Origin of the sequence: Aquitalea sp. ASV11, assembly GCF_016429185.1 — a bacterium.
In the GTDB taxonomy this organism is placed as follows: domain Bacteria; phylum Pseudomonadota; class Gammaproteobacteria; order Burkholderiales; family Chromobacteriaceae; genus Aquitalea; species Aquitalea pelogenes.
Genome location: NZ_JAELUD010000029.1, coordinates 20,348 through 37,531 on the forward strand (window position 1 = coordinate 20,348; position 17,184 = coordinate 37,531).

General features: G+C 59.3%; 18 protein-coding genes. 11 read left to right on the top strand and 7 right to left on the bottom strand.

The window, feature by feature from the left end; all coding sequences use genetic code 11:
• Nucleotides 1–42: 42 nt before the first annotated feature.
• Nucleotides 43–507 carry a DMT family transporter gene (locus tag JHD62_RS11110; RefSeq protein ID WP_199102944.1) on the top strand — a complete coding sequence of 155 codons (465 nt, stop codon included), beginning with the start codon at nucleotides 43–45 and terminating at the stop codon, nucleotides 505–507.
• A 71-nt stretch (nucleotides 508–578) separates the two neighbouring features.
• Here the strand turns inward: JHD62_RS11110 and JHD62_RS11115 are convergent, their stop codons facing one another.
• The 3 genes from JHD62_RS11115 to JHD62_RS11125 form a co-directional block, all read right to left on the bottom strand.
• Nucleotides 579–1,037 (bottom strand): glycine zipper family protein, encoded by a 459-nt coding sequence (locus JHD62_RS11115; protein ID WP_199102945.1) that lies wholly within the window; start codon nucleotides 1,035–1,037, stop codon nucleotides 579–581.
• 16 nt (nucleotides 1,038–1,053) lie between these two features.
• Nucleotides 1,054–1,476, bottom strand: coding sequence for a hypothetical protein (locus JHD62_RS11120; RefSeq protein WP_199102946.1), 423 nt, complete (start codon nucleotides 1,474–1,476; stop codon nucleotides 1,054–1,056).
• Nucleotides 1,477–1,559: 83 nt separating this feature from the next.
• Nucleotides 1,560–2,054 (bottom strand): Spy/CpxP family protein refolding chaperone, encoded by a 495-nt coding sequence (locus tag JHD62_RS11125; RefSeq protein WP_199102947.1) that lies wholly within the window; start codon nucleotides 2,052–2,054, stop codon nucleotides 1,560–1,562.
• 213 nt (nucleotides 2,055–2,267) lie between these two features.
• Between JHD62_RS11125 and JHD62_RS11130 the strand changes: the two genes are divergently transcribed.
• From JHD62_RS11130 to JHD62_RS11150, 5 genes are all read left to right on the top strand, one after another.
• Entirely contained in the window at nucleotides 2,268–2,546 is a 279-nt protein-coding gene (locus JHD62_RS11130) for a VF530 family DNA-binding protein (RefSeq protein ID WP_199102948.1), read from the top strand.
• A gap of 110 nt (nucleotides 2,547–2,656) precedes the next feature.
• Nucleotides 2,657–3,268 (top strand): glutathione transferase GstA, encoded by a 612-nt coding sequence (gene gstA, locus JHD62_RS11135; protein ID WP_199102949.1) that lies wholly within the window; start codon nucleotides 2,657–2,659, stop codon nucleotides 3,266–3,268.
• 99 nt (nucleotides 3,269–3,367) lie between these two features.
• Nucleotides 3,368–3,724, top strand: a complete 357-nt coding sequence (locus JHD62_RS11140; RefSeq protein WP_199102950.1) for a nucleotide pyrophosphohydrolase — start codon at nucleotides 3,368–3,370, stop codon at nucleotides 3,722–3,724.
• A 93-nt stretch (nucleotides 3,725–3,817) separates the two neighbouring features.
• A complete protein-coding gene (locus JHD62_RS11145) occupies nucleotides 3,818–4,552 on the top strand; it encodes an NAD-dependent protein deacylase (RefSeq protein WP_233160856.1) in 735 nt (244 codons plus the stop codon).
• 93 nt (nucleotides 4,553–4,645) lie between these two features.
• A complete protein-coding gene (locus JHD62_RS11150; RefSeq protein WP_045845945.1) occupies nucleotides 4,646–5,449 on the top strand; it encodes a mechanosensitive ion channel family protein in 804 nt (267 codons plus the stop codon).
• A gap of 72 nt (nucleotides 5,450–5,521) precedes the next feature.
• Here the strand turns inward: JHD62_RS11150 and JHD62_RS11155 are convergent, their stop codons facing one another.
• Entirely contained in the window at nucleotides 5,522–6,736 is a 1,215-nt protein-coding gene (locus JHD62_RS11155; protein ID WP_199102951.1) for an HD-GYP domain-containing protein, read from the bottom strand.
• A gap of 168 nt (nucleotides 6,737–6,904) precedes the next feature.
• Here JHD62_RS11155 and JHD62_RS11160 point away from each other — a divergent pair, with 168 nt between their 5' ends.
• From JHD62_RS11160 to pyrI, 4 genes are all read left to right on the top strand, one after another.
• Entirely contained in the window at nucleotides 6,905–7,159 is a 255-nt protein-coding gene (locus JHD62_RS11160) for a YkgJ family cysteine cluster protein (protein WP_233160857.1), read from the top strand.
• Nucleotides 7,160–7,355: 196 nt separating this feature from the next.
• On the top strand, nucleotides 7,356–9,431 hold the full coding sequence (locus JHD62_RS11165) for a methyl-accepting chemotaxis protein (protein ID WP_199102952.1): 2,076 nt from the start codon (nucleotides 7,356–7,358) through the stop codon (nucleotides 9,429–9,431).
• A 362-nt stretch (nucleotides 9,432–9,793) separates the two neighbouring features.
• Complete coding sequence (gene pyrB, locus JHD62_RS11170) at nucleotides 9,794–10,714, top strand: aspartate carbamoyltransferase (RefSeq protein ID WP_199102953.1); 921 nt, start codon at nucleotides 9,794–9,796, stop codon at nucleotides 10,712–10,714.
• Nucleotides 10,715–10,732: 18 nt separating this feature from the next.
• Nucleotides 10,733–11,191 (top strand): aspartate carbamoyltransferase regulatory subunit, encoded by a 459-nt coding sequence (gene pyrI, locus JHD62_RS11175; protein ID WP_045845950.1) that lies wholly within the window; start codon nucleotides 10,733–10,735, stop codon nucleotides 11,189–11,191.
• A gap of 123 nt (nucleotides 11,192–11,314) precedes the next feature.
• On the opposite strand, the gene JHD62_RS11180 is transcribed toward pyrI, so the two are convergent.
• Nucleotides 11,315–11,827 carry a GNAT family N-acetyltransferase gene (locus JHD62_RS11180; RefSeq protein WP_199102954.1) on the bottom strand — a complete coding sequence of 171 codons (513 nt, stop codon included), beginning with the start codon at nucleotides 11,825–11,827 and terminating at the stop codon, nucleotides 11,315–11,317.
• 65 nt (nucleotides 11,828–11,892) lie between these two features.
• On the bottom strand, nucleotides 11,893–12,786 hold the full coding sequence (locus JHD62_RS11185) for an NYN domain-containing protein (RefSeq protein WP_199102955.1): 894 nt from the start codon (nucleotides 12,784–12,786) through the stop codon (nucleotides 11,893–11,895).
• Nucleotides 12,787–12,958: 172 nt separating this feature from the next.
• On the opposite strand from JHD62_RS11185, the gene JHD62_RS11190 reads away from it, so the two are divergent.
• Nucleotides 12,959–13,198: a hypothetical protein gene (locus JHD62_RS11190; RefSeq protein WP_045845953.1), complete on the top strand. Its 240-nt coding sequence runs from the start codon at nucleotides 12,959–12,961 to the stop codon at nucleotides 13,196–13,198.
• A gap of 151 nt (nucleotides 13,199–13,349) precedes the next feature.
• On the opposite strand, the gene JHD62_RS11195 is transcribed toward JHD62_RS11190, so the two are convergent.
• Nucleotides 13,350–16,826: an indolepyruvate ferredoxin oxidoreductase family protein gene (locus JHD62_RS11195; RefSeq protein ID WP_199102956.1), complete on the bottom strand. Its 3,477-nt coding sequence runs from the start codon at nucleotides 16,824–16,826 to the stop codon at nucleotides 13,350–13,352.
• Nucleotides 16,827–17,184 lie beyond the last annotated feature (358 nt).

Genomic DNA, 17,184 nt, shown 5'->3' on the forward strand with positions numbered 1-17,184 from the left:
GTTTCACGTGAAACCACGCTTATTTCCAAGCAAAGGACAAACATGAATCCGGTTTTTGCCCTGATGGCCTTTGCCATCGGTGTGGTGGTGCCCTTGCAGGCCGCGGTCAACAATCAGCTCAAGCTGTTGCTGGGCGGCAGTACAGTGCTGGCGGCGATGATTTCCTTTGCGGTGGGAACCATCAGCCTGGCCTTGCTGGCCGTGTTCAGCGGGCAGAAATTCAGCGGCTTGAGCCAGCTGGTACGCGGCGAGTGGTGGATGTTCATCGGCGGCCTGCTGGGCGCGTTTTTCGTATTCGGCACCACCTTGCTGGCACCCCGGTTGGGCGTGGCGGCGATGCTGTCGCTGATCATTGCCGGGCAGGTGTGTGCGTCCTTGCTGTTCGACCGCTTTGGCTGGCTGGCCATGCCGCTGCGTGACATCAACCTGCCGCGGCTGGCGGGCGCGGCGCTGGTGGTGGCTGGTGTGCTGCTGGTGAACTTTGGCGACAAATGGTTCAGCCGCTGATGTGCTGAGCCGGTGTGAAATGGGAAAGGGGCTGGTCTGACAGACCAGCCCCTTTGTCTTTTACTGCCAGATCAGGGCAGACGCGGTGGCGGATAGTAGGGCGAGCTGTAACGCTGCTGACCGGGAACCTGATTGCCCTTGGCATACATGCACTGGCTGTAAGCCAGGTTGTAGCGATACTGCGCATCGTGGCCGCTGTAGCGTGCTTCACCGCTACCGGCTGCCGTGCCGGCAATCAGGCCCGCGCCTGCGCCGACACCGGCACCCTGATGGCCACCCATCAGCGCACCTGCGGCAGCGCCGACAACCGTGCCCAGCGCCATATTGCCGGCCATGGCACTGGTGGAGGCATCGGCGCTGCTGCCGCCGCTGCTTGCCTGGGCATACTGGCGGCATTGCTGTTCTTCCTGGGCAAACACATCAAAGGGTTTGCCGGGCGCAGGCATCACCGCCACCGTCGGACCAAGCTGCACGGTACTGCATGCCGTCAGCCCGATAGCCGTCAATGGCAACCACAGCAGTTTGTTCATGATCTTGCTTCCTGGATTATTTGGGTGGCTGTGCCGGGACAGTCTTCCAGCCACCGGGACATTCGCTGACATAGGGGTAGTACTGCCTGGCCGCCTTGCAGTAGTACCAGACCTGGGCTGGCGGCGGGCTGGGCGTTTCCTGCACCGGGGCTGGTGCCGGAGGCGCTGGCGGCACTGCCGGGGCTGCCACCACCACGGCAGGCGGATAGGGTGCCGGATAGGGGTAGACCGGTGCGTCATACCAGTACCACACGCCACCGGCTATCCACCACCAGCCCAGTTGGCCATGGTAATAGCCGTGATGCCAGTAGCCGTCATGCCAATGGTTGATCAGCGGCGGGCCTTCATAAAAGCGCGGGTGTGCTTGCGCGACCGGGATGCCGCTGATGGCACAGCCCAACAGCAAGGCCAGGCTTGTCATGCGCGCTAGCGTTGTCATATTGCTTTCCTCATGCGCAAGGCTGGCGGGCAGACCAGCTGCCGTACACGCTACCGGGGCTGGTCTGTTCCATCCGCGCGTTTTCAGTTGTTCGGCATGGGGGCGGATGCCGGACGGTGATGCGGCATGCGGCGCTGCATGCCTTCATGCATGCGCCGTGCTTCCTGGTCGAACAGCTTTTGCTGTTCCGGGCTCAGTTTCTGGTACAGCGCCTTGGTGGCAGCGGCATGCTGCTGCATCATGTCCAGGTGTTGTTGCATCATCTTGATGCGGCCATCCAGCTGTTCGGGCAGGGTGGCATCTGGTCTGGCTGCCGGCATGGCAGGCATGGCGGCCGGTTTCAGGGCATCGACATAGCTTTTCCAGCTGGCTTCCTGGGCCGGCTGGATTTTCAGCCTGTCATGCAGCATGTGCAGGTGTTGTTCCATCATGGCCTGACGTTTGGCCGGGTCCATCTGCCACATGTGTGCGGACATGTCCTTGCCGCCCATCGGACAATCATTGTCCATGGCATGAACGGTGGTGGCAGCTGCGCCGCCCAGGAGGCCGACAATCAACAGCGATTTGATCAGTTTCATGATGCGTTTCCTCGTGCAGGTCATTGTTGACGTTTGCAGTATCAGACACAGATGTCAGCCAAATATTGCCTGTCATCAGCCAATTGTTAGCAATGATGAAACATGCAAATTCATGTCAAGCAGCAGTCTGCTGGCTGTTTGTCGCGGGCGGGGCTACACTGCGTCGGTTTCTCTGGCAGCAGCGTGTTTGCTGTCCATAACAGGATGATAGACATGAGTGAAAAACAGTCCGCCGACCCGATGCACGGCATGACGCTGGAAAAGATACTGCAGGCGCTGGTGGAACATTTTGGCTGGCCGGAACTGGGGCGGCGCATCGCCATCCGCTGTTTCAATCACGAGCCCAGCATCAAGTCCAGCCTGGTTTTCCTGCGTCGCACGCCGTGGGCGCGCAGCCAGGTGGAAGCCTTGTTTGTCGAAATGAAAAACCGCCCGGCCAGCGCAGCTGGCAAGGACATGCGGCCCAGGCTGTTTTCGGCACGGCAGAAGTGATGCAGGTATTGCAGCTTGAAAATGAGGCGAAACTGCCCCAACTGCAGTAGATGGCGGTGCCGCTACCGTAATGGGCACCTTGTTGCGCGTTCTGTTGATCAGGAGATGGGATGAAACTCTACTACTCGCCGGGAGCCTGCTCCCTGTCGCCACATATCGTGCTGCATGCCAGCGGCCTGCCGTTTTCGGTGGAAAAGGTCAATCTGCGCGTTAACCCGCACCTGACTGCCAGCGGTGTCGAGTTTGCCAGCATCAATGCCAAGGGCTATGTACCGGCCTTGCAGCTGGAAGACGGCACGGTGCTGAGTGAAGGGGTGGCCATTGTGCAGTACCTGGCCGACCAGGTGCCTCAGAGCAAGCTGGCTCCGGCCAATGGCACACTGGCGCGCTACCGTCTGCAAGAATGGCTGAACTACACCGCCACCGAGATTCACAAGAGTTTCTCTCCGCTGTTCTATCCGGGCAGCGATGAGGTGAAGAATGCCGCCTGGGACAAGCTGCGTAGCCGCTTTGGCGTGATTGAAGCCCAGCTGGCAAAAACGCCTTATCTGCTGGGCGATGACTTCAGCGTGGCGGATGCCTACCTGTTTACCTGCCTGAACTGGGCCCACATGGTGCATCGTTCGCTGGAAGACTTCCCGGCCATCAGCGCCTTCATGAACTGGGTTCATGCACTACCGGCGGTACAGGCTGCGCTGAAGGACGAAGGCTTGCTGCGCTGAACCGGCAGCAGTCCAACCATTGCGCCCGCGCTTGCGGGCGTTTTTGTTTTGATATGGCAGTGCGGTTTCACGTGAAACCGTCCTTGCAGGAGTAACACCATGGCCGCCGAAACCCCTTTGATTGAAACCGCCGCGCTGGAAGCCGCCTTGCAGCGTTTTGCCGACGAGCGTGACTGGCAGCGCTATCACACGCCGCGCAACCTGATGCTGGCCCTGACCGGGGAGGTGGGTGAGCTGGCGGAGATCTTCCAGTGGCTGACCGACGAGGAAGTAGCCCAACTGGCAGATGACCCGGCCCGCTTCACCCATTTGCAGGAAGAAGTGGCCGATGTGCTGCTGTATCTGGTGCGGCTGGCCAGCGTGCTGAAGCTGGATATCAATGCTGCAGTGCGTGACAAATTGCAAAAGAATGCCATCAAGTACCCTGCGCCGGCGGCAGATGCACCAGCGGCTTGATGTCGGGCAAGCTTGCTGCATTGGATTTTTGCCTGTGACAGCAATGCACGACTAAGCTTGGCAACAATAAAAAGCAGGTGCAGGAGACAGTAAATGCAGCAGGACATCATGCAACTGGCCAGTGCCATCCGGCAGGCTGGGCATATCGTGGTACTGAGTGGTGCCGGCATGAGCACCGAATCGGGCATTCCGGACTTCCGCTCGGCCAAGGGCTTGTGGCAGCAGGGCATGCAGCTGGAGGAGCTGGTGTCCATCGATTACTTCCGTGCCGACCCGGAAGCCTTCTGGCATAGCTTCAAGCAGTTGTTCCACACCAAGCTGCTGGGCAATTACCAGCCCAATGCCGGACACCGGTTTCTGGCCTGGCTGGAAGAAACCGGCAAGCAGGTGTCGGTACTGACGCAGAATATCGACGGCCTGCACGGCGTGGCGGGTAGCCGTCATGTTTCCGAGTTGCACGGCACCTTGCGCACGGCCAGCTGCCCGTCCTGCGGGCGACAGCAAGGGCTGGAATACATCAATCACCATGTGCTGCCGCTGTGTACTCACTGCATGGACGTGCTCAAGCCGGACGTGGTGCTGTATGGCGAGCCGGTACCGCTGATCGAGCATGCTTTTGACGTGGCCGTGACGGCGGATCTGCTGCTGGTGCTGGGTTCCTCGCTGGAGGTTTCCCCGGTCAACCATATCCCGCTGGAAGCCGCTCACGCCGGAGTGATGACGGCGCTGATCAACTACACACCCACCCGCATGGACCGGGTGTTCGACCTGACCATACAGGCCGGTATTGGCGATACCTGCCAGCAACTGCGCAGCCTGTTGCCATAAGCCATTCTCACGGCCAGACCGTGCTGGCTGGCATTTTGTCGGCGCTCATTCTATTTTTAAGTGTTTTCTACCAACAGCTTAAATAGGATAGCCATGACAGACATCAACTGGACTCATTGGGGTGATCTGGCGGTACAAGCCGGCATCAATATCGTTTCGGCCATCGTGCTGTGGGTGGTGGGCCGCTGGTTCATCGGCCTGGCAGGCCGCCTGATGGATGAACAGCTGGTTGCCCGCAAACTGGACCCCACCTTGCGCCGTTACGCCCACTCCTTCCTGTCCGTCAGCCTGACCGTGGTATTGGTGATTGCCATGCTGGGCTTCTTTGGCGTACAGACGGCCAGCTTTGCCGCCATCATCGGCGCTGCCGGCGTGGCAATTGGCCTCGCCTGGAGTGGCTTGCTGGCCAATTTTGCCGCCGGCATCTTCCTGGTGGTGTTGCGTCCCTTCAAGGTGGGCGATGTGGTGAGTGTGGCCGGCATCAGCGGCACGGTGCGTGAAGTGGGCTTGTTTTCCACCATCATCGATACCCCCGACAATGTGATGACCCTGATCGGCAACAACAAGATCTTCTCCGACAATATCCAGAATTTCAGCGCCAACAACTATCGCCGGGTGGATCTGAAAGCCCAGCTGGCCGGCAGTGCCGATCATGGCCAGGCCATCAGCCTGCTGCGGGAAAAGATTGCCGCCATTCCCAATGTGCTGGCCGAGCCTGCGCCCACGGTTGCCCTGCTTGAATTCACCAACCTGGGCCCGGTACTGGCCGTGCGACCCTATTGCCAGCCTGCCGACTACTGGCAGGTGTATTTCGACAGCAACCGGGTGATTCGCGAAGCGCTGGCCGAGGCCGGTTTCCCCAGCCCCGAGCACGCGATGGTGGTGCGCCAGGGTTGAGTGTGATCATGTCAATGACAAAGCCCGCCGATGGCGGGCTTTTTGCTGGATGGCAGAAGGCGGGGGGCGGCCTTACAGAAAACGCATCGGGTCGATGCGCCACTTGGTGGGCGATTCGTGGCTGACAATCTTGTCGCCCCCGCCAGCCCCCATGCTGCGCGACAGGTCCACCACTTCCGGCGGGATGTAGGTATTGCTCTTGGTGCTGAAAAACACCTTCACCTTGGGCGATACCAGATTATTGTCATTCTGTTCGATCACCACGCCAAGTTTGCCGCTTTCCAGCCGCACCAGGGTGCCGATGGGATAAATGCCGATACAGCGCATGAAGGCCTGCACCAGCACGGGGTTGAAGTGGAACTTGGACCACTCGAAAATCTTGCGCAGGGCGTCGGTTGGCGACATGCCCTTGTGGTAGCAGCGGTCCGAGGTCAGCGCATCGTACACATCGACAATGGCTGCCATCTGCCCCAGCTGGGAGATTTCCTCGCCTTTCAGCCCTTCGGGGTAGCCGCTGCCATCATGCCGTTCGTGGTGCTGGGCGGCTACTTTCACTGCGGTATCGGAGATGCCCTGGGTAGAGAGCAGGATCTGCTTGCTCTCCACCACATGGCATTTCATCACCGCGAATTCCTGTTCGGTCAGCTTGCCCGGCTTGTTGAGGATGCTGTCCGGTACTTTCATCTTGCCGATATCGTGCAGCATGCCGCCAATGCCGGCATGGTGAATCACCTCACGGCTCATGTTCATTGCATTGCAGAAGCTCACCATCAGGGCGCCGACGCTGACCGAATGCTGGAAGGTGTAATTGTCCTTGTCCTTGATGCGGCACAGCGACAGCAGCGCACCGCCGTTGCGCAGGATGGAGCTGGTCATTTTTTCGATGGACGGCTCCACCATTTCCAACTGCACCTGCTTGCCCAGGCGCACATCCTGCAAGATGCTGCGTACGATCAGGTTGGCTTCGTTGTGAATCAGCTGTGCACGGCCGTATTCGGCTGCGGCATCCACCCGGCGTTCGGTTGGCACTTCGCGGCTGGCCAGGTCGATGATTTCCTGTTCCAGCTTGTGTTTGACTTCGGAAATGGTGGGGGCATGAGGCAGGTCCAGGCCTTTGCCGGTATCGATGTAGACTTCGTGGATACCCGCATCGGCAATCTTGCGGATTGCGGCTTCATCCTTGACCAGAAAACGTTTCAGCAGAAACGGGTGAGACATCCAGTCGCAGTTCAGGTCGTGAATGTACATGCCAACCTTGAGGTCGGACACGTCGATGCACTTGATCATTTCGTGTGCTCTAAACTTGTTGGCAGCGGGAGGCTGTTGCTTGGTGTTCCGTAAATCGCGGAAAGATGTTTTTCGTTATTGTAAATTATCTGTGTCCGATTGACAGTTGGCTTGCATCTGCTTTGTGGTATGGTGGCCCGTTTTCCTGCCCCTGTACCCCCTGTTTCCATGCAATGCCGTCTGAATTGCGGTGCCTGCTGCATCGCGCCATCCATTTCCTCACCCATTCCGGGCATGCCTTCGGGCAAGCCTGCCGGCGTACGTTGCATCCAGTTGAGCGCGGACAATCTGTGCCTGCTGTTCGGTCATCCGGAGCGGCCCGCCGTTTGCGCCGGCCTCCAGCCATCTGCTGAAATGTGCGGAGAAAGCAACAGCCAGGCCATGCACTGGCTGACCGAACTGGAAGCCAGAACTGCGCCCTAATTCATTGTTATCAATATGTAAATCAATTTGTCATTAATAAGGCAGGGCTGTGCTATGCTGATGTGATTTATAGCTTTTTGATCACAAATTACGGCAGCACAAACAAATTTCCCCCATTATGCTAGAGGGTATGCGACCAAGAACATGCAGCTAAACAGCCAGCGCAACCATCACAACTGGATTCGGGGAAACGAGTATGGCGACGGAAAAGTGGGGTCATCTGAGTACACGCATCATCGTGGTGGCTGCGGCAGCCATCGCGGTGGGTTTCGCGGTGATGATAGGCCTGATTGCATGGCAAAGTTATTCGGCAGCCGTTGATGTGGGCTACAAGCTGGCTTCCGAGCAGGCCAGCAGCTACGCCAAGGATGCCGAAGGCGATTTCAATCAGGGTTTCACCCTGCCGCATCATCTGGCTGACAGCATTTTGGGTATCAAGCGGGTGGCCGCGCCAGACCGCAAGTTGGCTGACAACATGATCCAGCAATTGCTGGATGGTGCCCCGCAGTCGGTCGGCCTGTGGATGTTGTGGGAACCGAATGCCTTTGATGGCAACGATAATGCCTTCCGCCTGGACTGGCCACGGCATGACCCTACCGGGCGCTATCAGCCCTACATCACCAAGAATGCTCAGGGCAAGGCGCAGATGGACACCATGATGTCGCCTGACCGCGTCAAGGATTTCCCCAAGTTCAAGGACCACCCGGAAACCTATCAGCCGGACTACGAAAAACCGGGCTGGGGTGATTTCTACTACGTACCCAAGCAGCGTGGCCGCGACACCATTACCGAGCCTTATCCGTACGAAGTGCAGAACAAGAAAATCCTGGAAAGCTCGCTGGCCGTGGTAATGAAGGATGCCGCCGGCAAGATTCTAGGCGTGTCGGCCACCGACGTGGCACTGGACCAGCTGCAAAAGCGCTTTGGCGCCATCCACCTGTTTGAAACCGGCTATGTGCGCATGGTGTCCGAAGGCGGGCTGTACGTGGTGTCCGACAAGCCCGATCTCCTGGGCAAGCCGGTGCCCAAGGAAGATGCACTGGCCAGCCATCTGGATCAGATCAAGAAGGGCGAATCCTTCATTTACGAGGATGGCGGTTTCACCCATTTCTTCCACCCGGTCAAAGTGGGTGATACCGGCCAGTTCTGGACGCTGGGGGTTTCCATTCCCACGGCAGCCATTACTGCCGATGCGAAAAGGCAATCGCTGACTGCCATCCTGATTGGCGTGGTGGCGCTGGTGGTGATCCTGCTGGTATTGACCGCCGTGGTCCGCACCCTGACCCGACCGCTCAACAAACTGGCAGATACCATGGACCAGCTGGCCTCCGGCCGTGGCGACCTGACCGTGCGCATGCAGATTGCCAACCGCGATGAAATCGGCCGTACTGCCGACGCCTTCAACCGTTTCATCGACAGCCTGCGCGAGATGTTCATCGAAGTGCGGCAGCAAAGCCACGAAGTCAGCGTGGCTGCTGCCAGCCTGGCTGAATCCGCCAGCCAGGTGCAGCAGGCCTCTGCCAGCCAGACCGATGCCGCCAGTGCCACGGCGGCCGGGGTAGAGCAGGTTACCGTGAGCGTGCACCACATTGCCGATACCGCCGAAGAAGCCGAGCACACCGCGCGTGAAACCGGCGAGCTGACCACGCAAAGCGTGGCTACGGTAACCCGCATCACCGGCGAGATCGAGCGCATGACGAACAGCATGCAGGCGCTGGCCGAACGCATGAACGGCCTGGGCGAACGTTCCGAAGAAGTCAGCACCATCGTACGGGTGATCAAGGACATTGCCGACCAGACCAATCTGTTGGCGCTGAACGCAGCCATTGAAGCAGCGCGGGCTGGCGAAATGGGCCGTGGCTTTGCCGTGGTGGCCGACGAAGTGCGTAACCTGGCGGGCCGCACTGCCGAAGCCACGGTGCAGATCTCCCGCATCGTCAATGCCATCAGCAGCGAAACGCGTGATGCAGTGGCAGATGTGAAAAACAGCCGCGATCAGGTCAGCCAGAGCGTGGAGATTGCCGCCGAAGCCAATGCGGCGATGAATACCGTGCTGGGACGTAGCCAGGGTCTGGTGGCCAGCATTGTGGACATTGCCGCTTCCACCCGCGAGCAATCCTCGGCCAGCCAGGAAATTGCCCAGAACGTGGAACGCATCAGCGCCATGGCGCAAAGCAATGCTGACGTGGTGCAGCAGGTGTCCGATTCGGTAACGCAGTTGCGCGAGCTGTCCGCCAACCTGGAAAGCCTGGTCAGCCACTTCAAGCTCTAGTTGCTGATTGGCTGCCGATGATGACAACGCCACCTTCCGGGGTGGCGTTTTGTTTGCGCGCTGAGTTGGCCGATCAACATGCCTGGGGTCATGGAATTGGCAAAATGCGACACCGCTCTTATCAAGCGCAAGGTTTGGGATTAGAATCGCGGGGTTTGTTCGGAGGAGCCGTCTTGTCGCCATTTGCAGTTGTTGTCACCCGCCTCACCACCACCCGCGAGGGTGGCGCAAAAGCGTTGCTGCAAGGCCTGACTGTTCCCGAACCCCGGCTATTCCAGAAAAAAAGCTCCTGATTGCTCAGGGGCTTTTTTTTTATGGGCAAAACAACATTCGCAGAATTCGCAGAACCAAGGACCCCTATCATGGCAAACCCGCTCTATCGGAAACACATCATTTCCATCCCGGATTTCTCACGCGAGGAGCTTGAGCTCGTGGTTGAAACGGCGGGCAAGCTCAAACGCGCGCCGCGCAACGACCTGCTGCAAGGCAAGCTGGTGGGCAGCTGTTTCTTCGAGCCGTCCACCCGTACCCGCCTGTCCTTCGAAACCGCGGTACAGCGCCTGGGTGGCGACATCATCGGCTTTGCCGACGGTGGCAATACCAGCGCCAAGAAGGGCGAAACCCTGGCCGACTCCATCAAGATCATCAGCTCCTATGCCGATGCCGTGGTGATGCGCCACCCCAAGGAAGGCGCGGCGCGACTGGCCAGCGAGTTCTCCAGCGTACCGGTGATCAACGGTGGCGACGGCTCCAACCAGCACCCCACGCAAACCCTGCTGGATTTGTTCACCATCCGTGAAACCCAGGGCACGCTGGAAAACCTCACCATTGCCTTTGTCGGCGACCTGAAATACGGCCGCACCGTGCATTCGCTGACCCAGGCACTGTCGCTGTTTGGCGCGCGTTTCTACTTTGTTGCGCCCGAGCAGCTGGCCATGCCGGACTACATCTGCGAAGAGCTGGACGAAAAGGGCATTGAATACACCCTGGTGGACAGCCTGGACGATGTGATTCCGCTGGTGGACATCATGTACATGACCCGTGTGCAGCGCGAGCGCTTTGACGAAGCCGAGTTCAAGAAAATCCAGGGCCAGTTCGTGCTGCGTGCCGACATGCTCAAGAGCGCGCGTACCAATATGAAGGTGATGCACCCGCTGCCGCGCGTGGATGAAATCACTGTGGATGTGGATGCCACCCCGCATGCCTATTACTTCGAGCAGGCCAAGAACGGTGTGTATGCCCGTCAGGCGCTGCTGTCGTTGGTACTGAACGAAACCGTCTAAATCAGGGAAGGAAACATCATGCAATACACCCGTACCGTCGAAGCCCTGAAACAAGGCACCGTCATCGACCACATTCCGGCCGGGCAGGGCGTCAACATCCTGCGTCTGTTCAAGCTGGCCGAAACCGGCGAGCGCATTACCGTTGGCCTGAACCTGTCCTCGCGCCACATGGGTGCCAAGGACATCATCAAGGTGGAAAACGTTGCCCTGACTGAAGAACAGGCCAACGAACTGGCCCTGTTTGCCCCCAAGGCCACGGTGAACGTGATCGACAACTTCGAAGTGGTGAAGAAGCACAAGCTGGAATTGCCGGAAAGCATTGAAGGCATTTTCGCCTGCCCCAATTCCAACTGCATTTCGCATGCCGAACCGGTAAAGAGCTTTTTCTCGGTACGCGCACAATCCAAGGACGTGAAAATGAAATGCAAGTATTGCGAAAAGGTGTTCAGTAAGGATATTGTTGCAGTCGTGCGCTAAGTCGTGCAGAGGCAGAGAATAGAGAACTTCAAGAACGGACGCTGTTTCAACAGCGCAGTAGCAGAACAGAAAACGCCGCAGGAAACTGCGGCGTTTTTCTTTTTCATCAATACCTTGCGTGTATTACACCGGGCCTTCGCTCTGGCCGTCGATGAATTTCTGCATGTAGACCAGGTCCAGCCAGCGGCCAAACTTGAAGCCCACCTGCGGCAGCACACCTACCTTGATGAAGCCCAGTTTCTCGTGAAAGCGGATCGAGCCTTCATTGGCGGCATCCACCGCGCCCAGCATGGTGTGCTTGCCCAGTGCTTGCGCACGCGGGAACAGGGCGCTGACCAGTGCACTGCCAATACCCTTGCCACGGGCGGCCGGGGTCAGGTGCACGCTGTGTTCCACGGTAAAGCGAAAACCCGGACGCGGGCGGAAATCACCAAAGCTGGAAAAGCCCAGGATTTCGCCGTTTTCTTCGGCTACCAGCACCGGATAGCCTGCGGCCAGACGGTCCTGGAACCAGACGGCAAACTCGCCGGGATTGAGCGGATCGTCATTGTAGATGGCGGTGGAGGTGGCAATCACCTCATTGTAGATATCCAGGATGACGGCCAGATCTTCCAGCTTGGCATCACGAATTTGCATGGTTTCTCCTCTTGCTTGCTTGGCGGCCGGGCCGGGCAGGGCAGTGCCACGGCCGATAGTCTGTTTCAGCCTTGTTCGGCCGGGGTATCGGTTTTCTTGCGCGGGCTGCGTTTTTTACGCACGCTGGCCGGCTTGCCGGCGCTGCCTGACTCTGTGCTGTCCGGTTTTGTCGCCGTGTTGTTGGCCGTCTCGCTGCTGTCGATTTCCTTGAGCCGGATTTCGCTGTGCAGCTTGGAGCCGTTGCGCTGCTCCTGCACGGTGAGGAAATCCAGCTTCTTTACCATTTGCGACAGGCGGGAATGGCCGTAATTGCGCGGGTCGAACGAAGGGTCGTTCTTGGCGATGTAAGACCCCACGGCGGATAGCTCGGCCCAGCCGCTTTCCCGTGCCACCGCATCGATGGCAGAGGTAAACATGGCCTGCAGCGGGTGGATGTCCTTGGCTGCTGCGGGTTTGCTCTTGCTTTGGCGCGTGCTGCGTGCCTTGGGCTTGTCGCTGCTGACTGCCACCTCCGGTGTTTTTTCCGGACGCAGGATTTCGGTAAACACAAACTTGTCGCAGGCGGCGATGAAGGGGCGTGGCGTCTTGGATTTTTCGCCTATGCCGATGACAGTGAGCCCACCTTCGCGCAGGCGGGTGGCCAGCCGGGTGAAGTCGCTGTCGGAGGACACCAGGCAGAAGCCATCGAAATTGCCGGTGTACAGCAAATCCATGGCGTCGATGATGAGGGCCGAGTCGGTGGAGTTCTTGCCGCTGGTGTAGGCAAACTGCTGAATGGGGTGAATGGCGTGTTTGTGCAGTACCTCTTTCCAGCTTTTGAGCTGGGTGGTGGTCCAGTCGCCATAGGCGCGCTTGACAATGGCCGTGCCGTATTTGGCCACTTCGGCCAACAGTTCGGCGGTGAGGCTGGCCTGGGCATTGTCAGCATCAATCAGTACAGCGAGTTTACGGTTTTCCATGCATGCGCTTCCCGTGGGGCAATGGGTCATGCTAAGCCGCAGGCAAGCGGACGTCAAAAACTGTGCAGCTTGTGATCAGACGGCCGCGCTGGCTTTTCATGTTGCCTTGCACAAAGCTGGCACGGCATTTGCTGTACCAGTAGTGGCATATCGCCCAACAGGAGGTTTCGCCATGCCCTTCTTTTCAAGCCCGCGCAAGCATACCCCCGCTGTGCAAAAAACCAGTGATATCGTGATGTTCAACTACCGTCGTCCGGTGCGTGCCCGTCAGGTGGCACTGGGCAGCAATGGCCGGCTGTGGCTGGTGGAGGCGCTGGATGCGGTCCATGGCATCTGGGTCTGGCAGGATGAATACAATGGTGTGGACCAGGCGCTGGATGAAGCGCGCCGCCTGAGCCTGATGCTGTCCTGATGGCCCAGCGAGGCTTTTGTCGCATCGGCACTGCCTTGAAACAGTGCAGTGATTCACCAGAACCGGGATTTTTTGATCAAAAAAAGGGCGCGGATGATGTCATCCGCGCCTGAACCACCCTCTCTTTACTGCTACAACACTCACAATTCCATCAGGCTACCTTGCGTTGGCCGGCCTGCTGGCGAAACTGCTCCAGCAAGGTTTTCTGCTTGTCACTGGCCTGACGATAGGCCGCTTCCTTGACATGACCAAAGCCACGCACGCCTTCGTATAGCTTCACCAGCTCGGTAGCCGTTGCCAGATTGTCCAGGCCCAAGCCAGACAGCAGGCCGTCAACCAGCTGCTCGAACTCGGTAATCAGCCGACGTTCCAGCTTGCGGTCGCTCTGCCAGCCAAACGGGTCCAGTGCAGTACCGCGCAAGAAGCGCAGCTTGGCCAGCAACTTCATGCCCTTGAACAGCCAGGGGCCGAAGGCGATTTTCTTGGCCACGCCACCGGTAACCCAGCTGGCGCCAATATGGAAGCGCAGCTGGTAATCACCGTCGAACTGGCTGGCAAGCTCGCGCAGGAAGTCGCCGTCGGTGTACAGGCGGGCCACTTCGTACTCGTCCTTGTAGGCCAGCACATGGAAGTAGGCACGGGCCACCGCCAGCGACAGTGCGCTGCTGGCCGGGTTCAGCCCCTGTTCCGCTGCCTGTACCTTGCCCACCAGCGCTTTGTAACGCTCGGCCAGCGCCTGGTTCTGGTAGTTCAGCAGTTCCTTGGCGCGGTGATGCAGTACGCCATCCAGCGTTTCACGTGGAACAAACTGCACCACGGAAGACGGGTTGGTCAGTGCTTCCACCCGGCCCGGATCGTGAGCAGCATGACGCCCCCAGATAAAGGCCTGCTGATTGAATTTCACCGCTGCACCGTTCAGGCGGATGGCTTCCATCAGCGCCTCTTCGCTGACCGGCACCAAACCCTTCTGCCAGGCGTAACCCAGCATGAACATATTGCTGGCAATGGCATCGCCCATCAGCGCGGTGGCCAGGCGGGTGGCATTGACTTCCCAGAAGCGGCCGGCACCGACCGATTCGATCACCGCATCCTTCATGGCACGGCTGGGGAAGCGTACGTCCGGGTTCTTCAGGAAGGCGCTGGTAGGGGATTCGTAGCTGTTGACGATGGCGTGGCTGAAGCCCTCGCGCATCTTGGCCAGTGCTTCCTCCGCGGCGGTGACCACCAGGTCACAGCCCAGCACCAGGTTGGCATCGCCAGCGGCAATGCGCACGGCATGCAGTTGCTGCTGGCTGTTGGCAATACGCACGTGCGACCACACCGAGCCGCCTTTTTGTGCGAGGCCTGCCATGTCCAGTACGGTGACGCCCTTGTTGTCCAGATAAGCGGCCATGCCCAGTACCTGGCCGATGGTGACCACACCGGTGCCGCCCACGCCGGTAATCATGATGCTGAACGGGTCTTCAAGCGCGGGAGTCTGCGGTGCAGGCAGGGCGGGCATGCTGTCCAGCGTGGCGCCGGCACCGCTTTGTTTTTTCAGTTTGCCGCCTTCCACGGTGACAAAGCTGGGGCAGAAACCTTCCACGCAGGAGTAGTCCTTGTTGCAGCTGGACTGGTCGATCTTGCGTTTGCGGCCCAGTGCCGTTTCCACCGGCAGCACCGACAGGCAGCCGGATTTCTTGCTGCAGTCGCCACAGCCTTCGCACACTTTTTCGTTGATGAAGGCGCGCTTGGCCGGGTCGGGGAATTCACCGCGTTTGCGCCGGCGGCGTTTTTCTGCGGCACAGGTCTGGTCGTGAATCAGCACGGTGGTGCCTTCTGTTTCACGCAGCTCTTTTTGCAGACGGTCCAGTTCGCGGCGGTGGAACACGTCCACACCGGGTGCCAGGCCTTGCACGCTCTGGTATTTGTCCGGGTCGTCACTGGTGATGACGATGCGTTTGACGCCTTCGGCTGCCAGCTGGCGGGTAATCATCGGCACGTCCAGATAACCATCCACATGCTGGCCGCCGGTCATGGCCACCGCATCGTTGTACAGAATCTTGTAAGTGATGTTGACCTTGGCGGCGACCGCGGCGCGGATCGCCAGCAGGCCGGAGTGGAAGTAAGTGCCGTCACCCAGATTGGTGAAGATGTGTCTGGTATTGGTGAACGGTGCCTGGCCCACCCAGGTAATGCCCTCGCCACCCATCTGGGTGAAGGTTTTGGTGCTGTCGCCTTCAATCCAGTGCGCCATGTAGTGGCAGCCGATGCCGGCCACGGCGCGGCTGCCTTCCGGCACGCGGGTACTGGTGTTGTGCGGGCAGCCGGAGCAGTAATGCGGCACGCGGGCAATGGCTTCGCGCGGCTTTACCAGCTGGGCTTCTTTTTCATCGTAGAACTTCAGCCGGTCGTGAATCACCGGGCTGTCGAAAATCAGCGCCAGGCGGCTGGCAATGGCGCGGGCAATCATGGCCGGGGTCAGCTCGCCGGCAGCGGGCAGCAGCCAGTCGCCGTGTGGCAAGGCCCATTCGCCTTTTTCGGCAAACTTGCCCACCACGCGCGGGCGCACATCGTCACGCCAGTTGTATAGCTGTTCCTTCAACTGGTATTCGATGATTTGGCGTTTTTCTTCCACCACCAGGATTTCATCCAGCCCTTCGGCAAAGTGGCGCACGCCTTCCGGTTCCAGCGGCCACACCATGCCCACCTTGAAGATGCGCAGGCCGATGTCGGCGGCCAGTGCTTCGTCGATGCCCAGGTCGTCCAGTGCCTGCATCACGTCCAGATAGCTCTTGCCACAGGTGATGATGCCCAGACGCGGTTTGGGTGAATCCAGCGTGATGTGGTTGAGCTTGTTGGCGCGGGCATAAGCCAGCGCGGCATACAGGCGGTGGTGCAGCACGCGTTTTTCCTGCACCAGCGGCGGGTCCGGCCAGCGGATGGACAGGCCGCCTTCCGGAATGGGGAAGTCCTGTGGAATGACAAAGTTGAAGCGTTCCGGGGAGATGTCCACCACCGCCGAGCTTTCGATGGTGTCGGAGATGGCCTTGATGGAAACCCAGCAGCCGGAGTAGCGGCTCATCGCCCAGCCGTGCAGGCCGAAGTCGATCACTTCCTGTACGCCGGACGGGGACAGTACCGGAATCATGCTGGCAGCGAGGATGTGGTCGGACTGGTGCGGAAAGGTGGAGGATTTGGCCGCGTGGTCGTCACCGGCCACCAGCAGCACACCGCCCTTGGCACTGGTACCGGCCACGTTGCCGTGCTTGATCACGTCGCCGGAGCGGTCCACACCGGGGCCCTTGCCGTACCACATGGCGTACACGCCATCGTACTTGGCCCCTTCGAACATGTTGACCTGTTGTGTGCCCCACACCGCAGTGGCGGCCAGGTCTTCGTTCAGGCCGGGATGAAACACCACATTGTGTTGCTTGAGGTAGGGCTCGGCCTTCTGCATGGTCTGGTCGACATTGCCCAGCGGCGAGCCACGATAGCCGGTGACATAGCCTGCGGTATTCAGACCGGCGGCACGGTCCAGCTCCTGTTGCAGCATGGGCAGGCGAACCAGCGCCTGGATGCCGGTCATCAGTACCTGGCCGGTGGGGGCGGTGTATTTTTCTTCCAGATCAACATGACGGATCGACATGGTTTCTCCTCCTGCCGCTCAGGTCCTGTCCGGTAAGGTGGCCGGTACGGCCTGCGGCTTGTTTTCGCTTGTGGCGGGGGCGGGTTTTCCGGCAAGAAAGCACCCGCCTTTCATTATGTTGTAGGCCGTTTTGCTGCCAGAGCGCAGCCTTTTGACAGGTGCAGTGGCAGGGGCTTCATGTGGCGGACTGTAGCTTACGTTTACGTCAACGTCAAAGGTATTGACGGACAGGCAGAGCAACTGCGGCGATTGTGCCAGTGCAGCATGGTCTGACCGTGTTGCCGCGGCCGATTGTTTGTCTGGCAGAACAGCATGTTATGGCTGCCATGGTTTTTTTGCGCGGCAGAAGCCGTTAAGC

Excerpts from the sequence above, each read along its gene's own strand:
- JHD62_RS11115 (WP_199102945.1), bottom strand. The coding sequence starts at position 1,037 with ATGAACAAACTGCTGTGGTTGCCATTGACGGCTATCGGGCTGACGGCA.
- JHD62_RS11150 (WP_045845945.1), top strand. The coding sequence starts at position 4,646 with ATGACAGACATCAACTGGACTCATTGGGGTGATCTGGCGGTACAAGCC.
- JHD62_RS11110 (WP_199102944.1), top strand. The coding sequence starts at position 43 with ATGAATCCGGTTTTTGCCCTGATGGCCTTTGCCATCGGTGTGGTGGTG.
- JHD62_RS11125 (WP_199102947.1), bottom strand. The coding sequence starts at position 2,054 with ATGAAACTGATCAAATCGCTGTTGATTGTCGGCCTCCTGGGCGGCGCA.
- JHD62_RS11140 (WP_199102950.1), top strand. The coding sequence starts at position 3,368 with ATGGCCGCCGAAACCCCTTTGATTGAAACCGCCGCGCTGGAAGCCGCC.
- gstA (WP_199102949.1), top strand. The coding sequence starts at position 2,657 with ATGAAACTCTACTACTCGCCGGGAGCCTGCTCCCTGTCGCCACATATC.
- JHD62_RS11185 (WP_199102955.1), bottom strand. The coding sequence starts at position 12,786 with ATGGAAAACCGTAAACTCGCTGTACTGATTGATGCTGACAATGCCCAG.
- JHD62_RS11145 (WP_233160856.1), top strand. The coding sequence starts at position 3,818 with ATGCAGCAGGACATCATGCAACTGGCCAGTGCCATCCGGCAGGCTGGG.
- JHD62_RS11130 (WP_199102948.1), top strand. The coding sequence starts at position 2,268 with ATGAGTGAAAAACAGTCCGCCGACCCGATGCACGGCATGACGCTGGAA.
- JHD62_RS11120 (WP_199102946.1), bottom strand. The coding sequence starts at position 1,476 with ATGACAACGCTAGCGCGCATGACAAGCCTGGCCTTGCTGTTGGGCTGT.
- JHD62_RS11190 (WP_045845953.1), top strand. The coding sequence starts at position 12,959 with ATGCCCTTCTTTTCAAGCCCGCGCAAGCATACCCCCGCTGTGCAAAAA.
- pyrI (WP_045845950.1), top strand. The coding sequence starts at position 10,733 with ATGCAATACACCCGTACCGTCGAAGCCCTGAAACAAGGCACCGTCATC.
- JHD62_RS11155 (WP_199102951.1), bottom strand. The coding sequence starts at position 6,736 with ATGATCAAGTGCATCGACGTGTCCGACCTCAAGGTTGGCATGTACATT.
- JHD62_RS11180 (WP_199102954.1), bottom strand. The coding sequence starts at position 11,827 with ATGCAAATTCGTGATGCCAAGCTGGAAGATCTGGCCGTCATCCTGGAT.
- JHD62_RS11195 (WP_199102956.1), bottom strand. The coding sequence starts at position 16,826 with ATGTCGATCCGTCATGTTGATCTGGAAGAAAAATACACCGCCCCCACC.
- pyrB (WP_199102953.1), top strand. The coding sequence starts at position 9,794 with ATGGCAAACCCGCTCTATCGGAAACACATCATTTCCATCCCGGATTTC.
- JHD62_RS11165 (WP_199102952.1), top strand. The coding sequence starts at position 7,356 with ATGGCGACGGAAAAGTGGGGTCATCTGAGTACACGCATCATCGTGGTG.
- JHD62_RS11160 (WP_233160857.1), top strand. The coding sequence starts at position 6,905 with ATGCAATGCCGTCTGAATTGCGGTGCCTGCTGCATCGCGCCATCCATT.